This window comes from Cellulosimicrobium sp. GQ32 (genome assembly GCF_059758455.1).
Genome location: NZ_JCAXEP010000002.1, coordinates 472,411 through 490,524, shown reverse-complemented (window position 1 = coordinate 490,524; position 18,114 = coordinate 472,411). Strand labels below are relative to the sequence as shown.

The window sequence follows — 18,114 nt, the reverse complement described above, 5'->3', positions numbered from 1 at the left end:
GGCGCACCGCGCTCGTGACCGCATAGCCTGAGGGCGTGAGTGACGGCGGCGCAGCCGGGCAGGGCCCGGACCGGTACCCGGTGGAGTGGGAGGCGGACGTCGTCCTGCGCGACGGGACGACGACGCACGTGCGCCCCATCCGCCCCGAGGACGCCGACGCGCTGCAGAGGTTCCACGTGGGCCAGTCCGAGCGCTCGACCTACCTGCGCTTCTTCGCCCCCATGGAGCGGCTCTCGGAGCGCGACCTGGAGCGGTTCACGCGCGTGGACCACGTCGACCGCGTCGCGCTCGTCGCGGTCCGCCCGCGCGACGGTGCGGACGTCGCGACGCAGGACGCGGAGGCGGGGGAGGCCCAGGAGGACATCATCGGCGTCGCGCGCTTCGACCGTACGGGCGCGAGCGAGGCGGAGGTCGCCTTCAACATCGCCGACTCGGCGCAGGGTCGGGGGCTGGGCTCCGTGCTCCTCGAGCACGTCGCCGCGGCGGCGCGCGAGCGCGGCGTGCGACGCTTCACCGCCGAGGTCCTGCCGCAGAACGGCAAGATGCTCGCCGTCTTCCGCGAGGCCGGTTACGACGTGCGCCAGCAGATGGACGACGGGTTCGTCCAGGTGAGCGTCGACCTCGACCCCACCGAGCGGTCGCGGGCCGTCATGGCCGACCGCGAGCACCGCGCGGAGGCGCGGAGCATGCAGGGGCTGCTCGGCGCGACGAGCGTCGTGCTCGTGGGACCGGGAGCGCCGGTCGGCGACGGCGTAGAGCCTGACGGCGCCCCCCTCGACCGCGTCCTCGCGCACCGCGCCCTGGCCGCGCTCGTGCGCAGCCCGGACGTGACCGTCCACGTCGTGGGTGCCGGCGGGGACCTGCCCGACGGCGGGGCGGCGCCCCTCGTGCACACGACCCTCGCCGACGTCCCCGGCCCGGTGGACCTCGCGGTCGTCGCCCTGCCGCCGCCCGACGCGATCGAGACGGTCCGCCAGCTCGCGCGCCTCGAGGTGCGCGGCGTCGTCGTGCTCTCCGCGGGGTTCGCCGAGACCGGACCCGAGGGACTCGCGCTCCAGCGCGAGCTCCTGCGCGTCGCGCACACGGCGGGCCTGCGGGTCGTCGGGCCGGCGAGCTACGGCCTGCTGCGTACGGGCGAGACCCGCGAGCGGCCCGCGCTCGCGGCGACGCTCGCCGAGGACCTGCCGCTGCCCGGCGTCGTGGGGCTGTTCAGCCAGTCGGCGCCCATGGCCGTCACGCTGCTCGCCACGACGGCGCGGCGCGGGCTGGGCGTGTCGTCGTTCCTCTCCGCCGGCCACCGGGCCGACGTGTCGGGCAACGACCTCATGCAGTACTGGCAGGACGACGCCGCGACGCAGGTGGTCTGCCTGTACCTCGAGTCGATCGGCAACCCGCGCAAGTTCTCGCGCATCGCGCGGCGCCTCGCGTCGGTCAAGCCCGTCGTGGTCGTCACGGCCGGGCGCTCCGGGCAGGTCGTGCCGCCGGGCCACGCCGTGCGCTCGACGCGCGCACCGCGGCGCACGCTCGAGGAGATGCTGCGCCAGTCGGGCGTGATCCGGGCCGAGAACACGCACCACATGATCGACATCGCCCAGCTCCTCGCGCACCAGCCGCTCCCGCGCGGGCGCCGCGTCGGCATCCTCGCCAGCTCGGCGTCGCTCGCCGCGCTCGTCGCGGAGGCGTCGTCGTCGGCCGGTCTCGTCGTCGCGCGGTCGGACTTCCTGCCCGAGGACGCGTCGTCGGCCGAGCTGGCCGCCACGGTCGACGCGCTCTACGCGCCCGACGCGTGCGACGTCGTCGTGGTGGTCCAGGTCCCCGTGGTGCACCCCCGCCGCGAGGACCTCTCTCGAGCCGTCGCGCGTGCGGCGGCCCGGACGGGTCGCACGACCGTCGCGAGCATGCTGGGGCTCCACGGCCTCACCGACGAGCTCTCGGCCCCGGCCCCGGACACGCCCGGCGGCGGGGCGCCCGACGCCCTCCTGCGCGTCCCTGCCTACTCGACCCCCGAGGACGCCGTCGCGGCGCTCGGCGCCGTCGTGCGCTACGCCCGCTGGCGCGAGGCGGACCACGGGACGCCGGTGCGCCCCGCGGGCGTCGACGCGGGCCGCGCCCGCGCCCTCGTCGAGGGCGCACTGGCGGGCCGGGACGCCGTCGACCTCGAGCCCGCGACGACCGCCGACCTGCTCGCGTGCTACGGCGTCCGCCTGTGGCCCGCACGCCGGGTCCGCACGGCCGACGAGGCGGTCGAGGCGGCGCGCGAGGTCGGCTGGCCCGTGGCGCTCAAGAGCACGGCGGCCGGGCTCCGCCACCGCGCGGACCTCGGGGGCGTGCGCCTCGACATCGCGGACGAGGCGGAGCTGCGGTCCGACGTCGCGCAGATGCGCGAGGCGCTCGCGGCCGTGCTGCCGGGCGCGGCCGACCAGCCGTTCGAGGTGCAGGCGATGGCCGACGCGGGCGTGGCGTGCGTGGTCCGCTCGACCGAGGACCAGCTCTTCGGCCCCGTCGTGTCGTTCGGTCTCGCGGGAGACGCCGTCGACCTCCTGGGCGACGTCGCGTACGGGGTGCCGCCGCTCACCGACGTCGACGTCGCGGCCATGGTGCGCTCGGTGCGCGCCGCCCCGCGGCTCTTCGGGTACATGGGCACGCACGTCGTGGCCACCGCCGCGCTCGAGGACGTCCTGGCGCGGGTGTCCGTGCTCGCGGACGACCTGCCGGAGGTGCGCAGCCTCGAGCTGTACCCCGTCGTGGTCTCCGAGCACGAGGCCGCGGTCCTCAGCGCGCGCGTGACCCTCGCGGACGCCCAGCGCGCCGACGCGCTGCGGCGCGCCCTGCCCGGCTGAGGGCCGGCCGTCCGTCCACAGGCGGCGGGGGCGGGTGGCCGCGCCCGGTCGCCGGATGGGAGAATGCGCGGGTGCCCTCAGCAACCTCGAACGCCTGGACCGACCTGACGACCCAGCTCCACCGCGCCGGCTACTACCCGGAGCTCGTCGCGGACGTCCTCGACCTCGCGGTCGCGGGGGAGGAGATCGTCTCGCACCTCGTCCTCCCGGAGACGACGTTCGACGCGTCGGAGGTGCGCCGGCACCTCACGGTGCTCGTGCTGACCCCCACGCGGCTCGTCACGGCGCACGTCGACGACCACCCCGCCGACAGCGAGAACCCGTCCGCGTCCGCGGCCGCCACGACCGAGTCGGTGCCGCTGGCCGAGGTCCGGTCCGTCTCGCTCACGCACGTCGTGGCCGAGCCGCACGAGCACCGGGCGGGCGCCGCGCCGCTCGAGGTGACGCTCGCCCTCGGCTGGGGCGCGGTCTCGCGCGTCGACCTCGAGCCCGCGGGCTGCGCGGACCCGAGCTGCGACGCCGACCACGGGCTCACGGGGCAGATCACGCCCGACGACGTCGTGGTCCGCGTGAGCGCCGAGGCGGAGGGCCGTGACGCCGTGCGCGCTGCGGTCGACTTCGCGCGCGCCCTCTCGCGCGCCACCGCGAGGCACAGCGCCCGGTGAGCGGGGCACGCACGGACGAGGCACCTGCCACCCCGGCGCTCCCGGCGGGCTTCCTCGCACCCGACCTCGGGCTCGGCGGCCTCGCTGCGGTGCTCCCGGCGGCCGCGGGCGCGCTCGGCGTCCGGTTCACGACCGCCACGGGGATCGGGAGCGAGGCGGCGCGCGCGGCTCTCGACCTGCCGCGCGCCGAGCGCGTGTGCGTCGTCCTCGTCGACGGCCTGGGGTACGCCAACCTCGCGGAGCGCGCCGGGCACGCGCCGTTCCTGCGCTCGCTCCTGCCCGACGCGCGGGCGCTCACCTCGACCTTCCCCAGCACGACGGCCGCCGCGATCGGCGCGTTCGGCACCGGCACGGCCCCTGGTCGCACCGGCATGCTGGGGTACACGCAGCGCAACCCCGCGACGGGCGGGCTCGCCAACATGGTGTCGTGGGAGGGCGCGCCGGCCCCGGCGGAGCTCCAGCGCGAGACGCCGGTGCTCGAGCGGCTCGCCGCGGCGGACGTCGCCGTGACCTCGACCGGACCGGCGCGGTTCGCCGGGTCCGGCATGACGGTCGCCGCCCTGCGCGGAGGGTCGTACGCGGCGGCGGAGGGCCTCGGGGCGCGCGTCGACGCTGCGGTGCGGGCCCTGTCCCGGCCCGGCCTCGTCTACCTGTACTGGGGCGAGGTGGACAAGGCGGGCCACCACCACGGCAGCACGTCCTGGCAGTGGGGCGACGAGCTCGAGGCGCTCGACCGCGAGCTCGCCCGCCTCGCCCGGTCGGTCCCGCGGGGCACGCTCGTGCTCGTCACCGCGGACCACGGCATGGTCGACGTCGACCCGGCGCTGCGCCGCGACGTGGCCACGGACCCGGGGCTCGCGCGCGGCGTCGCGCTCGTCGGCGGCGAGCCGCGCGCGGTGCACGTCTACACGGAGCCGGGGGAGACGACCGCCGTCGCCGCGCGCTGGCGCGACGTCCTGGGCGACGACGCGCTCGTCCTGGAGCGCGAGGAGGTGCTCGCGCGCGGCCTCCTCGGACCGGACCCCCGACTGGAGGCGGTCGCCGCCGCCGGCGACGTGATCGTCGCGCTGCGCGGGCGGGCGACCGTCGTCGACTCGCGCACCCAGACGCCCGCGTCGCTCGCGCTCGTCGGCGTGCACGGCTCGCTCACCGAGCGGGAGATGCGCGTCCCGCTGCTCGTCGCCGGGACCTGACCGCCCGCGACGCGCGGCGCGAGACCACCCCACGCCGCGACCCCGACCGACCGACCGCGCACCGACCGACCTCGCGAAGGAACGCCCGATGGCCGAGCTCGTCTTCTTCTCCGGGACCATGGACTGCGGCAAGTCCACCCTCGCCCTCCAGCTCGACCACAACCACGCCGCACGCGGCCGACGCGGGCTGATCTTCTCCCGCAACGACCGGGCCGGGACCGACCGGCTCTCGTCCCGGCTCGGGCTCGAGGTGGTGGCACGCGAGGTCCGGGACGACACCGACTTCTGGACGCTCGTCACGGCCGAGCCGGACCCGGTCGACTACCTCGTCTGCGACGAGGCGCAGTTCTACTCGCCGGCGCAGGTGGAGCAGCTCGCACGGCTCGTCGACGAGACGGAGATGGACGTCTTCGCCTTCGGCATCACCGCAGACTTCCGCACCCGGCTCTTCCCCGGCTCGGCCCGGCTCATCGAGCTCGCCGACCGGGTCGAGGTGCTCCAGGTCGAGTCGCTGTGCTGGTGCGGCCGACGCGCGACGCACAACGCCCGCACGGTCGACGGAAGCATGGTCGTCGAGGGCGACCAGGTCGTCGTCGGGGACGTCGGGGCGGGCTCGGGCGAGGTCGGCTACGAGGTGCTGTGCCGCCGCCACCACATGCGCCGCATGACCACGGCCCTCGCGCGCCGCCAGGCGGCGTCCGACGGCCTGCCGCTCGACCTGCCGCACTGACCCGGTGCGCTGACCCTCGTCCCGTCCCGGCGTGCCCGTCGGCGCGCGGAGCCTACTCCGGGCGCGCCCCGAACACGATCTCGTCCCAGCTCGGGACCTTCGCACGCGAGCGGTTCTTCCCCTTGCGCGGCTCGCGCGCCGACTGGGGCCGCGCCGCCGGAGGGGGGTCGTCAGTGTCCGCCGGGGCGCCGCCGCCCGAGCGCTCGTCGCGCGAGGGACGGTCGGCCGCGCCGTCTTCCGGCTCCGGGTCGTCCCGGCCGCCCTCGGACGTCGGCTCCGGCAGGCGCATCGCGTCGAGCGGACGGATCGTCGGGAGGTGGACGACGGTCGCCCCGGCGGACGTGGCCGCGTCGTCCCGAGTGTTCTCCCGAGAGCCGTCCCGAGACTCGTCCTGCGACCTGCCCCGGTCCGGACCGGGGCCGACCTGCGGGCCGAACCCCTCGAACGGTTCTTGTCCGTCGACCTCGACCGGCCCCGCGGGGGCCTTGCGCGGGCGCACCCCCCGGCGCTGGCTCAGGTCGTCGAGGAGCTCGGCCGTACCGTCGTCGGCGGGCGGAGCGGCCGGGGGAGCGGCGCGGAGCCCCCGGCCACGCCCCGTCGCGTCGACGTCGAACACCGCGACGGCCCCGGGCGTCGGGTCGCGCGGCGCGTCCGTCCCCGAGAGCCAGCGAGCCTCGTCGTCGAGCGCCTGGAGCGCGCGCGTCGCCGCGTCGTACTCCCAGCGGGCGGTCCGGCTGCCCGTCCCGACCTCGAACGCCGCCGTCACGACCCACGACGCCCCGGGCCGGCGCGCGGCGCTCCACTCCACGGTGTCGGGCTCGACATCGCGCGCGGCGAGCCGCTGTGCGACGAGGTCCCCGACGGTCGGCGAGTCCTCGTCGTGCCCCTGGCGAGAGGCGCGGACCCGGTCGACGACGTACTCCTGCTCGGCGACCACGGGGCCCGCGAAGCGGCGCACGTTCTCGACGCCGAGGCCCGCGGCCTCGGCGACCGTCTCCACGGACTCCCCGGCACGCAGCCGGGCCTGGATCTCGCGCGGCGCGAGGTTGCGTTCGCCCTCCGCGCGCAGGTGCTCCAGGTGCGGGCGGTCGCGTCGCACGGCCGCCCGCAGCGACTCGGTGATCGGCAGCGTGAACTGCGTGCCGCCCGTCGCGCGCAGGACGAGGTGCTCCCCGTCCTCGTGCAGTCTCACCAGCTCCAGCTCGTCCATGGACCCTCCCGTGTCGCCGCGCCCGGTGGCGCTCGCGGTGCCGCTCCGGGTGCCTGTCCGGTCGCTCGCCCAGCCGCCCGGTGCCGGGCCGCGAGCCAGTCTCCCCGGCTCGGCGGACCGCGACGCCCGCGTCACCGCTCCCTCGAGGGTGCCATCGTCCCACCCGCGAGCCGCGCAGCACGCGCGGTGTGCCGCGGACTCGGCGCGCGCTCGTCCGCGCCCCGGGTGCGGACGGCTGGGATGATGCCGGGTGTGATCCTCGACCTCGTGCCCGGCGACGCCCTCGAGCTCGGCGGCGTGTTCTTCGCGGCGCTCTCGGGCGGGCTCGCCGCCGTGCGCAAGCGGTTCGACCTCGTGGGTGTCCTGGTGCTCGCCTGGGTCGCGGGACTCGGCGGCGGTCTGCTGCGCGACGTCCTCATCGGCGCGATCCCCCCGGTCGGCATCTCCGACTGGCGGCTCGTCGCCGTCGCGGTGCTCGCGGGTGTCGTGACCTTCTTCTGGCACCCGCGCCTCGAGCGGCTCCGGAGGAGCATCATCGTCCTCGACGCGGGCGCGCTCGCCCTCTTCGTGCTCTCCGGCACGATGAAGGGGCTCGACTACGGCGTGGGCCCGCTCGCCGCGATCTTTGCGGGCGTCATCACGGGCGTCGGTGGCGGCATCCTGCGCGACCTGCTGACCAACGAGGCGCCGCTGCTGTTCCAGGACAAGCAGCTCTACGCGATCCCGGCGCTCGCGGGCGCCGCGCTGACGGCCGGGCTCGCGGAGGCCGGTGCGCTCGGCCTGCTGTCGCAGGCGGCGGTCCTCGCGCTCGTGTTCGGCTTCCGCCTGGTCTCCCTGCGCCTCGGCTGGTCCGCGCCCGGCCCGTGGGAGGGTCGCACCGCACGCCGCGGGTCGGGCAGGATGTGAGCCGTGCGCCTCTTCATCGACGACCCCCGACAGCCCGACGACGTGACCGTAGCCGACCTGCGCGACCTCGCGGAGCGTCTCGCCCGCGAGGCGGGCGACCTCGTCCGATCCGGTCGCCCTGACCGCGTCGAGGTGGCCGCCACCAAGTCGACGGCCACGGACGTCGTGACGCGCATGGACGCCGACTCCGAGGCGCTCCTACGCCGCGGCATCGCCGCGGCCCGCCCGGACGACGCGATCCTCGGCGAGGAGGAGGGCGCGTCGTCCGGCACGTCCGGCATCACGTGGGTGATCGACCCTGTCGACGGCACGGTCAACTACCTCTACGGGATCGCCTCGTACGCGGTGTCCGTCGCCGCGGTCGTCGGCCCGCCGGACCCGCTCGAGTGGACGGTCCTCGCCGGCGCGGTGCACTCCGTCGTCGACGGGCGCACCTGGACGGCAGGCCTCGGGGCGGGCGCGACGGTGGACGGACGGCCGGTCCGCGTGAACGCCGAGACGGACCTGGGCCAGTGCCTCGTGGGCACGGGCTTCGGGTACGACGCCGACCGCCGGCGCGCGCAGGCCCGCGTGCTGGTCGACGTGCTGCCCCGGGTCCGGGACATCCGCCGCCTCGGCTCGGCGGCGATCGACCTGTGCCTCGTCGCCTCGGGCGAGCTCGACCTCTACTACGAGCGCGGCCTCAACCCCTGGGACATGGCCGCGGGCGCCCTCGTGGCGCACGAGGCGGGGGCTCGCGTCACGGGCCTGCGGGGCCGCGCCGCGGACCGCGAGATGACCGTCGCGGGTCCGCCCGAGGCCGTCGCGCTGCTCGTCCGGATCCTCGAAGAGGCCGACGCCGACGCGGACTCCTGAGCGCGCCCCGGCGGGCTGGGAGCGTTCCCGCCGGGCCGGGCCGCACGACCCCGTGTTCGCCCGTGACGAACGACACCGGGCGGGCGGGCCGTCACAGGGTGCATCCCTCCCGGAAATGGTGCAGAATCCGGTGGCCCGCCGGGAACAATTCCGGTGCGCCGTGCATTGATCAGCGTGCACGTGCCACGACGACCTCGGGGCACGACACGTCACGGGGTGCCCCCGCGCCCCGCACCTGTGCCGCCCGGCACGACCGGCCATCGCCGGTGGTCCCGGACGGGCACTGTCGCGATCGACGAATACTCCGGAGAGTGACCCCACAGATGGCAACAGACTACGACGCCCCCCGCAAGAGTGAAGAGGAGCTCAGCGAGGACTCGCTCCAGGAGCTCCAGGCTCGTCGCTCCGACAAGAGCTCGGGCGTCGTTGACGAGGACGAGACCGAGGCGGCGGAAGGTTTCGAGCTGCCCGGTGCCGACCTGTCCGGCGAGGAGCTCTCCGTCCGGGTCCTGCCTCGTCAGGCCGACGAGTTCACGTGCTCGAGCTGCTTCCTCGTGCACCACCGCAGCCAGCTCGCGTACGAGAAGAACGGGCAGCAGATCTGCTCGGAGTGCGCCGCCTGACCTGCACGACGCCCGAAGGCCGTCGCCCCTTCCCGGGGCGGCGGCCTTCGTCGTTCGCGGTGCTCGACGCCGAGCCCGACGTCCGCGCCGAGCTCGCCCGGCCGCTCGCCGACCGCACCCGGCGGGCCGTCCTCTCAGGTCGTGCCCCCTCAGGCCGCGTGCGCGGCCCGGATCGCGTCCGCGAGGCGCTGCGGGTGCCGCGTGGAGACGAGCCAGTACGGCGTCGGGTCCTGCGGGTCGTCGAGCACGACGTGCACACCGGTGCGGGCCCAGGCGCGCAGGCACACGTACGCGCGGGCGTCGAGGCGCGGGCCGAGCTGGACGCGCATCGCCTCCGCGTCGAGGGTCGTGACCTGACCGAGCAGGGACACGGGGATGTGCGCCCGCCCGGCCCGGAGCTCGCCCTCCGCCACCGCGACGACCGGCGAGGTCCACCAGAGACCGGCGACGCCCGCCACCGCGGCGAGCGCGCCCACGCCGAGCGCGATGGCGTGGCTCGCGGGCCACAGCGCGATCCCGAGGACCAGGGCGAACCCGAGCGCGGCGGCCCAGCCGCCGACGCCCGGGACGAGTCGCTCGCGGTACGGCGTCGTGCCCCCGGCACCGGGTGCCCCGGCGGATCCCGGGGTCGAGGAGGGCGTGCTGCGGTCGGCGCGGTCCGTCATGGGTCCATCATCCCAGCAGTCGGGTCGACGCCCGACGAGCTCGCTCGGCCCGCCCTCGACCACTAGGCTCTGCCGGGTGCCGAACCACCACCAGCCCGAGACCGGGGACGTCGACGTCCTCCTCACGCTCATCGACGACGTCCCCGTGCCGTCCTACGCCCACCCGGGCGACGCCGGCGCCGACCTCGTGACGACCGTCGACGTCGAGCTGGCGCCGGGGGAGCGCGTCGTCGTCCCGACCGGGGTGTCCATCGCGCTCCCTGACGGCTACGCGGCGTTCGTGCACCCACGCTCCGGCCTCGCTGCGAAGCACGGACTCACGGTCGTCAACGCGCCAGGCACCGTGGACGCCGGCTACCGCGGCGAGATCAAGGTGACGCTGCTCAACACCGACGCCCGCGAGGCCGTCGTCCTGCACCGCGGCGACCGCGTCGCGCAGCTCGTCGTGCAGAAGGTCGAGCGTGCGCGCTTCGTGCAGGCCGAGCGGCTGCCCGGGTCGCACCGCGGCGAGGGCGGCTTCGGGTCGAGCGGCGGGTGGGCTGCGGCGACCTGACCGGTCGCGGACGGGCGGTCGGCGCGGGAGCCGCGTGCCCGTCGTCGCGCAGCGAACGTCGCACCATGATCGTCGCCGCGCGGGCTAGTGTGGAAGCAGTGCGGGGCGAGCGCCCCGTGAGGAGTCCCGGCCGAGGGCCGGGCAGGTGAAGGAGTTCCTCCGTGGGTCTGTTCCGTCGCTCCAGGTCGTCCGAGCCGACCGAGTCGGCCGAGCCGTCGGGCACGACGTCCGCGCCGGTCGACGACGGCGCGCCCGTCGAGGCGGCGAGCGAGGAGAAGCCCGCCCGCGGGCCGTTCGACTCCTCCCAGGTCCCCGAGCGCGGGCCCCGGCTCGACCTCGGTGCCGTGTGGCTGCCCGGCGTGCCCGGCATGGAGCTGCGCATGGAGGTCGACAAGAAGACCCAGCGCATCACCGGCGTCGCGTGCGCCGTCGCCGGCTCCGGGCTCCAGGTGCAGGCGTTCGCCGCGCCCCGCACGGACGGCATCTGGGACGAGATCCGCGGGGAGATCGCCGCGTCGGTGACCAAGCAGGGCGGCACGGTCGACGACCTCCCCGGCCCGTTCGGCCGCGAGCTGCTCGCCCGCATCCCCGCGCAGACGCCGGACGGGCGCCCCGGCGTGCGGCCCGCCCGCTTCGTGGGCGTCGACGGCCCGCGCTGGTTCCTCCGCGGCGTGCTCACCGGCAAGGCGGCGGTCGACCCGGCCGAGGCGCGGCTGCTCGAGTCCGTGTTCGCCAACATCGTCGTCGTGCGCGACCAGAGCCCGCGCCCGCCGCGCGACCTCCTCGCCCTGCACCTGCCGGGCAAGGGCCCGGCTGCCGCGGCGCCGGCGCCCGCCGGCGCGCCCGAGACACCCTCGTTCGACCCGCTGACCCGTGGGCCGGAGATCACGGAGATCCGCTGACATGGCCCCCACGCTGCGGGAAGCCTGGCGCACCGCCCTCGCCTCCCAGGAGGAGCTCGCCGCCGACGAGGAGCGCTCCGAGGCGGCACGGCAGAAGGGCTGCCGCGCCGTGTCCGAGCTGCCCAACCGCCGTCGGGCCAAGATCTCCGGCGTCCTGCGGTCCGTGGTGCTGCGTCCGCGCGAGGGCGTCCCGACGGTCGAGGTCGAGCTGTTCGACGGTTCCGGCGTCGTGGACCTCGTGTGGCTCGGCCGGCGACGCATCGCGGGGATCGAGCCCGGTCGCCGCGCCCTCGTCGAGGGCCTGGTGTGCGACGTCGACGGGCGTCGCACCATCTTCAACCCGCGCTACGAGCTCCTCGCCAAGCCGGGGGAGTGACCTCACGCCCGCCGACGCGCGGCGGTGCCGTACGATCCTGCGGACGTGCAGCGGACGACCCGGGCCACGCGCCCGGACCGTAGCCGACCGACCCCGAGCCACCGAGGACGCCACGACATGACGAGCAGCAGCGACGCGAGCGGCGGCCCCGCGGACGGGCGTCCGGGCCCCGGGCACGTGCCGGACGGTCTCGCGCACGAAGCCGACGTCGCCGAGACGGTCGTCGACGACGTCGCCGCGCCCGAGGACGGTCGCGCCCGCGGGGTCCGCGCGCTCGCCGGGCAGGAGTTCTCCGTGGCCGACGCGATCGGGGGCGTGCGCGGGCTCGTGGAGTCCGTCGCTCCGGGCCTCGTCTTCGTGGTCGTCTACGTCGCCACGACGAACCTCCGATGGGCGCTCGTGACGTCGGTCGCGGCGGCACTCGTCGCGGTCGCCGTGCGGCTGGTTCAGCGCACGCCCGTGACCCAGGCGTTCGGGGGTCTCCTGGGCGTCGGCATCGGCGTGATCTGGGCGTGGCGGTCGGGCGAGGCGCAGGACTACTTCGCGTGGGGCCTGTGGACGAACGCCGCCTACCTCGTCGCGCTCCTCGTCTCGGTCCTGGCCCGCTGGCCGCTCGTCGGCCTCGTGGTCGAGGGCTTCCGCAGCGGATTCGGCGCGGGAGCCGCGACGGGGTCTGCCGGGACGACGGCCGACCCGTCCCCGGACGCGCTCGACGCCTCGGCAGAGCGGCCTGCGGCAGCAGCGACGCCTGCCGGCGCCCCCGTCGACGCGGACGCCGCAGAGCCCGGCGCGTTCACCCGCTGGGCCCGGACCTGGCGGTCCGACCGTGCGCTGATGCGTCGGTACACCGCCGCGACGTGGCTCTGGATCGGGTTGTTCGCCGTCCGCCTCGCGGTGCAGGTCCCGCTCTACCTCGACGGTGACGTCGGCTGGCTGGGCACCGCACGCCTCGTCATGGGCATCCCCCTGTGGGCGCTCGTCCTCTGGCTCACGTGGATCCTGGTGCGGCGACCCCACGCCGCGGCGCCCTCACGGCCGACCGCGTAGGCCCGGCGAGCGCGGGGAGGAGCCCCTCAGAGGACGCCCCCGCCCGCCTCGGGATCCTCGGGCGCCTCGACGGGCTCGTCCGGTGGCGTCGGCTCTGCCTCCGGCTCGCCCGCGAGCAACCGGCCGAGAGCGCCCTCGTCCGCCTCGTCGCCCGTGACGAGCAGGAGCTCGTCCCCGGCTTCGAGCGTGTCGTCCTGACTGGGCGCGATCGGGCGAGCTCCGCGGACGATCGCCGCGAGCACCGTGTCCGCGGGCCAGCCCACCTCGCCGACGCGGTGACCGACGAGCGGGGACGTCGGCGGCAGGGTGACCTCGAGGATGTCCGCGCCGGACTGGTGGAACGTGAAGATGCGGACGAGGTCGCCGACGGCGACCGCCTCCTCGACCATGGCGGTCATGATGCGCGGCGTCGAGACGGCGACGTCCACGCCCCACGACTCGTCGAACATCCACTCGTTCTTCGGGTTGTTCACGCGCGCGACGGTGCGAGGCACCCCGAACTCGGTCTTGGCGAGCAGCGACACGACGAGGTTCACCTTGTCGTCACCCGTCGCGGCGACGATGACGTCGCACTCCTCGACCTTGGCCTCCGCGAGGGTCGAGAGCTCGCACGCGTCGGCGAGCAGCCAGTCCGCCTCCGCCACCTGGGCGACCCGCATGGCTGCCGGCTGCTTGTCGATGAGCATGACCTCGTGGTCGTGGCTGAGGAGCTCGCGAGCGATCGAGCGGCCGACCGAACCTGCTCCTGCGATGACGACGCGCATCACTCGGCCTCGACCTTCGGTGCGTGGGTGAGCTTGCGTTCGACGACGGCGGCCCGCTCGTCGTCCATGAGCACGTGCAGCACGTCGTTCTCCTGGAGGACGGTGCGGTCGGTGACGAGGACCCCGTCGCCGAAGCGGCTGACGAACGCCACGCGCGCGCCCGTGGCGTCCTCGATGGCGCGGACGGTGCGCCCGACCCAGCCGGGGTGGAAGTCGACCTGTGCGAGCCGCACGCGGCCGGACGGGTCACGGTACTCGTCGGTCGCGCCGAACGGGAGCATGCGACGCAGCACCTGGTCCGCGGTCCAGCGCACGGTCGCGACCGTGGGGATGCCGAGGCGCTGGTAGATCTCTGCGCGCTGAGGGTCGTAGATGCGTGCCACGACCTTCTCCACGCCGAACGTCTCCCGCACGACGCGCGCGGAGAGGATGTTCGAGTTGTCGCCGTCGGAGACCGCGGCGAACGCGTACGCCTCCTCGATGCCTGCCTGCACGAGGGTGTCGCGGTCGAAGCCGACCCCGGTCACCTTCTTGCCCGTGAACTCGGCCGGGAGACGCCGGAACGCGTCAGGGTTCTGGTCGACGACGGCGACCGAGTGGCCGCTCGACTCGAGCGACTGGGCGAGCGTCGCCCCGACGCGGCCGCAGCCCATGATGACGAAGTGCACGCACCGAACGCTACCGCTCGCCGGGCCGCCGGGCGCGCACCAGCGCGACCGGGCGCCGTCGGGCATAGCATGAGGCCTCGTGTCGGAGATCGCTGATGCCGCGAAGCGGCTGTTGCTCGGGCGGCCTGTCCGCAGCGAGCACCTGGGGCACACGCTGCTCCCCAAGCGTGTAGCCCTGCCCGTGTTCGCGTCCGACGCCCTGTCGTCGGTCGCGTACGCCCCGGACGAGATCCTCCTGACGCTCGCGCTCGCGGGCCTCAGCGCGACGATGATCTCGCCGTGGGTGGGTCTCGCCGTCGTGGTCGTGCTGCTGACGGTCGTCGCGTCGTACCGCCAGAACGTGCGCGCCTACCCGTCGGGCGGCGGCGACTACGAGGTCGCCACGGTCAACCTCGGCCCGACCGCGGGCGTCGGCGTGGCGTCGGCGCTCATGGTCGACTACGTGCTCACGGTCGCGGTCTCGATCTCCTCGGGGGCGCAGTACGCGGCCAGCGCGATCCCGGCGCTGCGTGACCACGAGGCGGCGTTCGCGATCGGGCTCGTCGTCGTCCTCACGCTCGTCAACCTGCGGGGGGTCAAGGAGTCGGGGACGTTCTTCGCGATCCCCGTCTACCTCTTCATGCTGGCCATCGGCACGACGGCGGTCGTCGGGTTCTTCCAGTACGTCACCGGCAACCTCGGCCCGGCGGAGAGCGCGGAGTTCGAGCTCACGGCGCAGAGCGGGTTCGACCAGGGACTCATCGGCATCGCGGGCGCCTTCCTCGTGGCCCGGGCGTTCGCGTCCGGGTGCGCCGCCCTCACGGGCGTCGAGGCCATCAGCAACGGCGTCCCGGCGTTCCGCAAGCCCAAGTCGCGCAACGCCGCCACGACGCTCGCCCTGCTGGGCGGCATCTCCGCCGTGATGATGATGTCGATCCTCTTCCTCGCGCGCGCGACCGGCGTCCACTACGCCGAGGACCCGCACACGCAGCTCTCGCTGAACGGGGAGCCGCTGCCCGCGGACTACGTGCAGCACCCGGTGATCGGGCAGCTCGCCGAGACCGTGTTCAGCGGAGCACCCGTGCTCTTCTACGTCGTGTCCGCCGTGACGGGGCTCATCCTCGTGCTCGCCGCGAACACGGCGTTCAACGGCTTCCCGGTCCTGGGCTCGATCCTCGCGAAGGACGGCTACCTGCCGCGCCAGCTCCACACGCGCGGCGACCGGCTCGCGTTCTCCAACGGCATCATCACGCTGGCCGTGGCGGCGATCGTGCTCATCTGGGCGTTCGACGCGGAGGTCACGCGCCTCATCCAGCTCTACATCGTCGGCGTGTTCGTGTCGTTCACGTTGTCCCAGCTCGGCATGGTGCGGCACTGGACGCGGGCGCTGCGCACCGAGCACCAGCCCCGCGAGCGGTCGCGCATGCGGCGCTCGCGCGTGGTCAACACGGTGGGTCTGGCGATGACCGGCACGGTGCTCGTCATCGTCCTCATCACGAAGTTCACGCACGGCGCCTGGATCGCGATCCTCGCGATGGCGCTCGTCTTCGTGCTCATGAAGTCGATCCGCAAGCACTACGACAGGGTGCGGGACGAGCTCGCGCTCGGCGACGAGGCCGCGGCGGCACGCGCCCTGCCCAGCCGGGTGCACGCGATCGTCCTCGTCTCCAAGATCCACCGGCCGACGATGCGGGCGCTCGCGTACGCGAGGGCGTCACGCCCGTCCGTCCTGGAAGCGGTCACCGTCGGCGTGGACTCCGAGGACGTCGAGGACCTCATGCGGCAGTGGGAGGCGCTCGACCTGCCCGTCCCGTTGCGGGTCCTGGACTCGCCCTTCCGCGAGATCACGCGCCCGGTGCTGTCGTACGTACGGTCGGTGCGGCGCGAGTCCCCGCGCGACCTCGTCGTCGTCTACATCCCCGAGTACGTCGTGGGCCACTGGTGGGAGCAGCTCCTGCACAACCAGAGCGCGCTGCGCCTCAAGGGCCGTCTGCTCTTCACGCCGGGCGTCGTCGTGGCGTCCGTGCCGTGGCAGCTCTCCTCGACAGAGGGGCAGACCGGGCTCGAGGGCGAGGGGTTCCGCCAGCGCTTCACCGGGTACTGATCCCCCGACGGCGACGGTCGTGACCTGGGCCCGCTCCCGAGAGGAGCGGGCCTTCGTCGTGCGCGGGGCGGCGCCCGGGCGGGTGGGTCGGGCCGTGTCCGGGATACTGGGTGCATGCCGTCCTCCTCGCGTGGTCCCGCCGTGCCCTCCGACCGTCCGTCCGACCCCTTCGCGGACCGCCACGCCGCGCGCGGCGCGGGGCGCCGTACGACCCGCCGTCAGGGTGGTCGCGCGACACGTCGGTCGGCCCGCATCGACCCTCGACCTGAGGTCGAGGTCGAGCTCGAGGTAGGCCCGGTGGCCCACGGCGGCCACTGCGTGGCGCGGTACGACGGGCGTGTCGTCTTCGTCCGCCACGCCCTGCCCGGAGAGCGGGTGCGCGCCCGCGTCACGGAGGGCGGGGAGGCCGCGAAGTTCTGGCGCGCCGACGCCGTCGAGGTCCTCGAGGCGTCGCCGGACCGGGTTCCGTCGGTGTGGCCGGAGGCCGGTCCGGGGGGTGTCGGCGGCGGCGAGCTCGCGCACGTCGCGCTCGACGCGCAGCGCCGCTGGAAGCGGGACGTGCTGGCCGAGCAGCTGCGCCGGCTCGGGAAGGTCGACCTCGACGAGACTGACCTTCAGGTAGAGGTCGAGGGTCTGCCGGGCGACGGCGAGCGCGGCGGGCTCGGCTACCGGACGCGCGTGGACCTCGTCGCCGACGGCACGGGCCGTGCGGGCATGCACCGCTTCCGGTCCCACGACGTCGTCGCGCTCGAGGGCATGCCGCTCGCCACCGAGGACGTCGCGGAGCTCGCGGCGCGCGAGAAGGTCTTCACGCGCACCTGGCGGCCGGGCACGCGGATCGAGCTCGTCGCGCCCGTCGGCTCGGCTCCGGTCCTCCTCGTGGACGGCGAGCCGTGGCGGTCGGGCTCGCCCGACCAGCGCCCCAACGCGCGCCGCAGCGTGACCGAGCGCGTCGTCCTCGGCGACCAGCAGCACGAGTACCGCGTCGCGGCGGGCGGGTTCTGGCAGGTGCACCGCGAGGCGCCGGCCACGCTGACGCGCGCGGTGCTCGACGGCGTGGGGGACGTCGACGGCGCGCGCGTGCTCGACCTCTACTCGGGCGCCGGGCTGTTCACCACGCCCCTGGCTGCTGCCGTCGGGGCGACGGGCTCCGTGGTCGCCGTCGAGGGAGACGAGCGCGCCGTGCGCGACGCGCGCCGCAACGCGCACGGGCTCGACCGGGTCGAGCTGCACCACGGACCTGTCGAGCAGGTGCTCGCCGACGACCCGACCGGCGCAGACGTCGTCGTGCTCGACCCGCCGCGCGTCGGTGCGGGCCGCGCCGTGGTCGAGGCGATCGCGTCCCGGCAGCCCGCCCGGGTCGTGTACGTCGCGTGCGACCCCGCCGCGCTCGCGCGCGACGTCTCCTACCTGGCCGGCCACGGCTACGGGCTCGCGTCCCTGCGCGCGTTCGATCTCTTCCCGCACACGCACCACGTCGAGGCGGTCGCCGTCCTGACGCGCTGAAGCGGCAGGGCGTTCGGCGCTGTGTGAACCCGGGTGCGTCCCGGCGCGTCGCGGGAGGACGATGGGGGAGACGGTCGGACGAGCAGGACGGTGACGGACATGACGAGCACGGGTGCGGCGAGCGGCTCGACGGTGGCCGGTCCGGGCGAGCACCAGGCGTTCCCCGCCTCGGACGACGTGCGCGACGTCGTCGGCGTGGGCGTGCTGCTGCCCAACGGCCGGCTGGCGGGGCGGAGCTTCACCTCGCGCGCGGAGGCGGAGGCCTGGGCGCGGCCCGACGAGGGGGAGCAGGTCGTCGAGCTCAACCTGCTGTGCGACTGCGACCTCTGAGCCGTGAGGCGCGTGCGGCGCAGGCGCGCCCGGCATATATCTTGACGTCAAGATATATGGGGTATGCTGGTCGCGGTGCAGGTCGCAGCGGGTCGTGGACGAGCCGCCGACCACCGCCAGGGCGGTCCTCCGGACCATGCCTGAGCGGCGCGCCGGCCCGGCGTAGGCTGGGCGAAGCCCCCTGAACCATGGCATCCG

At 75.2% G+C, this 18,114-nt stretch carries 18 protein-coding genes; 14 read left to right on the top strand and 4 right to left on the bottom strand.

The genetic code is table 11. From position 1 onward, the window contains the following. The first annotated feature begins 35 nt into the window (after positions 1 to 35). From AC6CH9_RS05975 to AC6CH9_RS05960, 4 genes are all read left to right on the top strand, one after another. Positions 36 to 2,840 (top strand): bifunctional acetate--CoA ligase family protein/GNAT family N-acetyltransferase, encoded by a 2,805-nt coding sequence (locus AC6CH9_RS05975; RefSeq protein WP_498154077.1) that lies wholly within the window; start codon positions 36 to 38, stop codon positions 2,838 to 2,840. 71 nt (positions 2,841 to 2,911) lie between these two features. Continuing rightward, positions 2,912 to 3,505: a DUF5998 family protein gene (locus AC6CH9_RS05970; RefSeq protein WP_498154076.1), complete on the top strand. Its 594-nt coding sequence runs from the start codon at positions 2,912 to 2,914 to the stop codon at positions 3,503 to 3,505. Beyond that, complete coding sequence (locus tag AC6CH9_RS05965; protein WP_498154075.1) at positions 3,502 to 4,698, top strand: alkaline phosphatase family protein; 1,197 nt, start codon at positions 3,502 to 3,504, stop codon at positions 4,696 to 4,698. Before AC6CH9_RS05970 ends, AC6CH9_RS05965 begins: the two co-directional genes overlap by 4 nt. Positions 4,699 to 4,786: 88 nt before the next feature. After that, on the top strand, positions 4,787 to 5,428 hold the full coding sequence (locus AC6CH9_RS05960) for a thymidine kinase (RefSeq protein WP_498154074.1): 642 nt from the start codon (positions 4,787 to 4,789) through the stop codon (positions 5,426 to 5,428). Between the two features lie 52 nt (positions 5,429 to 5,480). On the opposite strand, the gene sepH is transcribed toward AC6CH9_RS05960, so the two are convergent. Beyond that, positions 5,481 to 6,638: a septation protein SepH gene (gene sepH, locus AC6CH9_RS05955; RefSeq protein ID WP_498154073.1), complete on the bottom strand. Its 1,158-nt coding sequence runs from the start codon at positions 6,636 to 6,638 to the stop codon at positions 5,481 to 5,483. Positions 6,639 to 6,890: 252 nt separating this feature from the next. On the opposite strand from sepH, the gene AC6CH9_RS05950 reads away from it, so the two are divergent. From AC6CH9_RS05950 to AC6CH9_RS05940, 3 genes are all read left to right on the top strand, one after another. Continuing rightward, positions 6,891 to 7,544: a trimeric intracellular cation channel family protein gene (locus AC6CH9_RS05950; protein ID WP_498154072.1), complete on the top strand. Its 654-nt coding sequence runs from the start codon at positions 6,891 to 6,893 to the stop codon at positions 7,542 to 7,544. A 3-nt stretch (positions 7,545 to 7,547) separates the two neighbouring features. After that, positions 7,548 to 8,399, top strand: a complete 852-nt coding sequence (locus AC6CH9_RS05945) for an inositol monophosphatase family protein (protein ID WP_498154071.1) — start codon at positions 7,548 to 7,550, stop codon at positions 8,397 to 8,399. Between the two features lie 323 nt (positions 8,400 to 8,722). Next, a complete protein-coding gene (locus tag AC6CH9_RS05940) occupies positions 8,723 to 9,022 on the top strand; it encodes a DUF4193 domain-containing protein (protein ID WP_047234722.1) in 300 nt (99 codons plus the stop codon). Positions 9,023 to 9,171: 149 nt separating this feature from the next. On the opposite strand, the gene AC6CH9_RS05935 is transcribed toward AC6CH9_RS05940, so the two are convergent. Then, positions 9,172 to 9,687, bottom strand: coding sequence for a DUF3093 domain-containing protein (locus AC6CH9_RS05935; RefSeq protein WP_498154070.1), 516 nt, complete (start codon positions 9,685 to 9,687; stop codon positions 9,172 to 9,174). 76 nt (positions 9,688 to 9,763) lie between these two features. Between AC6CH9_RS05935 and dut the strand changes: the two genes are divergently transcribed. The 4 genes from dut to AC6CH9_RS05915 all read left to right on the top strand — a co-directional run bounded on the left by dut (position 9,764) and on the right by AC6CH9_RS05915 (position 12,565). Continuing rightward, positions 9,764 to 10,240 (top strand): dUTP diphosphatase, encoded by a 477-nt coding sequence (gene dut, locus AC6CH9_RS05930; protein WP_498154069.1) that lies wholly within the window; start codon positions 9,764 to 9,766, stop codon positions 10,238 to 10,240. A 161-nt stretch (positions 10,241 to 10,401) separates the two neighbouring features. Further along, on the top strand, positions 10,402 to 11,142 hold the full coding sequence (locus tag AC6CH9_RS05925) for a DUF3710 domain-containing protein (protein ID WP_498154068.1): 741 nt from the start codon (positions 10,402 to 10,404) through the stop codon (positions 11,140 to 11,142). A 1-nt stretch (position 11,143) separates the two neighbouring features. Beyond that, entirely contained in the window at positions 11,144 to 11,518 is a 375-nt protein-coding gene (locus AC6CH9_RS05920; RefSeq protein ID WP_047234725.1) for an OB-fold nucleic acid binding domain-containing protein, read from the top strand. Positions 11,519 to 11,635: 117 nt separating this feature from the next. Further along, a complete protein-coding gene (locus AC6CH9_RS05915) occupies positions 11,636 to 12,565 on the top strand; it encodes a DUF3159 domain-containing protein (RefSeq protein ID WP_498154067.1) in 930 nt (309 codons plus the stop codon). A 26-nt stretch (positions 12,566 to 12,591) separates the two neighbouring features. Here the strand turns inward: AC6CH9_RS05915 and AC6CH9_RS05910 are convergent, their stop codons facing one another. Continuing rightward, positions 12,592 to 13,329: a potassium channel family protein gene (locus AC6CH9_RS05910; RefSeq protein ID WP_498154066.1), complete on the bottom strand. Its 738-nt coding sequence runs from the start codon at positions 13,327 to 13,329 to the stop codon at positions 12,592 to 12,594. Continuing rightward, on the bottom strand, positions 13,329 to 13,982 hold the full coding sequence (locus tag AC6CH9_RS05905; protein ID WP_498154132.1) for a potassium channel family protein: 654 nt from the start codon (positions 13,980 to 13,982) through the stop codon (positions 13,329 to 13,331). The genes AC6CH9_RS05910 and AC6CH9_RS05905 overlap by 1 nt, the downstream gene beginning before the upstream one ends. A 94-nt stretch (positions 13,983 to 14,076) precedes the next feature. Between AC6CH9_RS05905 and AC6CH9_RS05900 the strand changes: the two genes are divergently transcribed. From AC6CH9_RS05900 to AC6CH9_RS05890, 3 genes are all read left to right on the top strand, one after another. Continuing rightward, complete coding sequence (locus AC6CH9_RS05900) at positions 14,077 to 16,080, top strand: APC family permease (protein WP_498154065.1); 2,004 nt, start codon at positions 14,077 to 14,079, stop codon at positions 16,078 to 16,080. A 297-nt stretch (positions 16,081 to 16,377) separates the two neighbouring features. Continuing rightward, positions 16,378 to 17,586: a class I SAM-dependent RNA methyltransferase gene (locus tag AC6CH9_RS05895; RefSeq protein ID WP_498154064.1), complete on the top strand. Its 1,209-nt coding sequence runs from the start codon at positions 16,378 to 16,380 to the stop codon at positions 17,584 to 17,586. Between the two features lie 99 nt (positions 17,587 to 17,685). After that, complete coding sequence (locus AC6CH9_RS05890; RefSeq protein WP_498154063.1) at positions 17,686 to 17,916, top strand: hypothetical protein; 231 nt, start codon at positions 17,686 to 17,688, stop codon at positions 17,914 to 17,916. Positions 17,917 to 18,114 lie beyond the last annotated feature (198 nt).

Bases quoted from the DNA above. Each gene is read 5' to 3' on its own strand.
- AC6CH9_RS05960 (WP_498154074.1), top strand. From the start codon at position 4,787: ATGGCCGAGCTCGTCTTCTTCTCCGGGACCATGGACTGCGGCAAGTCC.
- sepH (WP_498154073.1), bottom strand. From the start codon at position 6,638: ATGGACGAGCTGGAGCTGGTGAGACTGCACGAGGACGGGGAGCACCTC.
- AC6CH9_RS05940 (WP_047234722.1), top strand. From the start codon at position 8,723: ATGGCAACAGACTACGACGCCCCCCGCAAGAGTGAAGAGGAGCTCAGC.
- AC6CH9_RS05935 (WP_498154070.1), bottom strand. From the start codon at position 9,687: ATGACGGACCGCGCCGACCGCAGCACGCCCTCCTCGACCCCGGGATCC.
- AC6CH9_RS05920 (WP_047234725.1), top strand. From the start codon at position 11,144: ATGGCCCCCACGCTGCGGGAAGCCTGGCGCACCGCCCTCGCCTCCCAG.
- AC6CH9_RS05915 (WP_498154067.1), top strand. From the start codon at position 11,636: ATGACGAGCAGCAGCGACGCGAGCGGCGGCCCCGCGGACGGGCGTCCG.
- AC6CH9_RS05910 (WP_498154066.1), bottom strand. From the start codon at position 13,329: ATGCGCGTCGTCATCGCAGGAGCAGGTTCGGTCGGCCGCTCGATCGCT.
- AC6CH9_RS05905 (WP_498154132.1), bottom strand. From the start codon at position 13,982: ATGGGCTGCGGCCGCGTCGGGGCGACGCTCGCCCAGTCGCTCGAGTCG.
- AC6CH9_RS05890 (WP_498154063.1), top strand. From the start codon at position 17,686: ATGACGAGCACGGGTGCGGCGAGCGGCTCGACGGTGGCCGGTCCGGGC.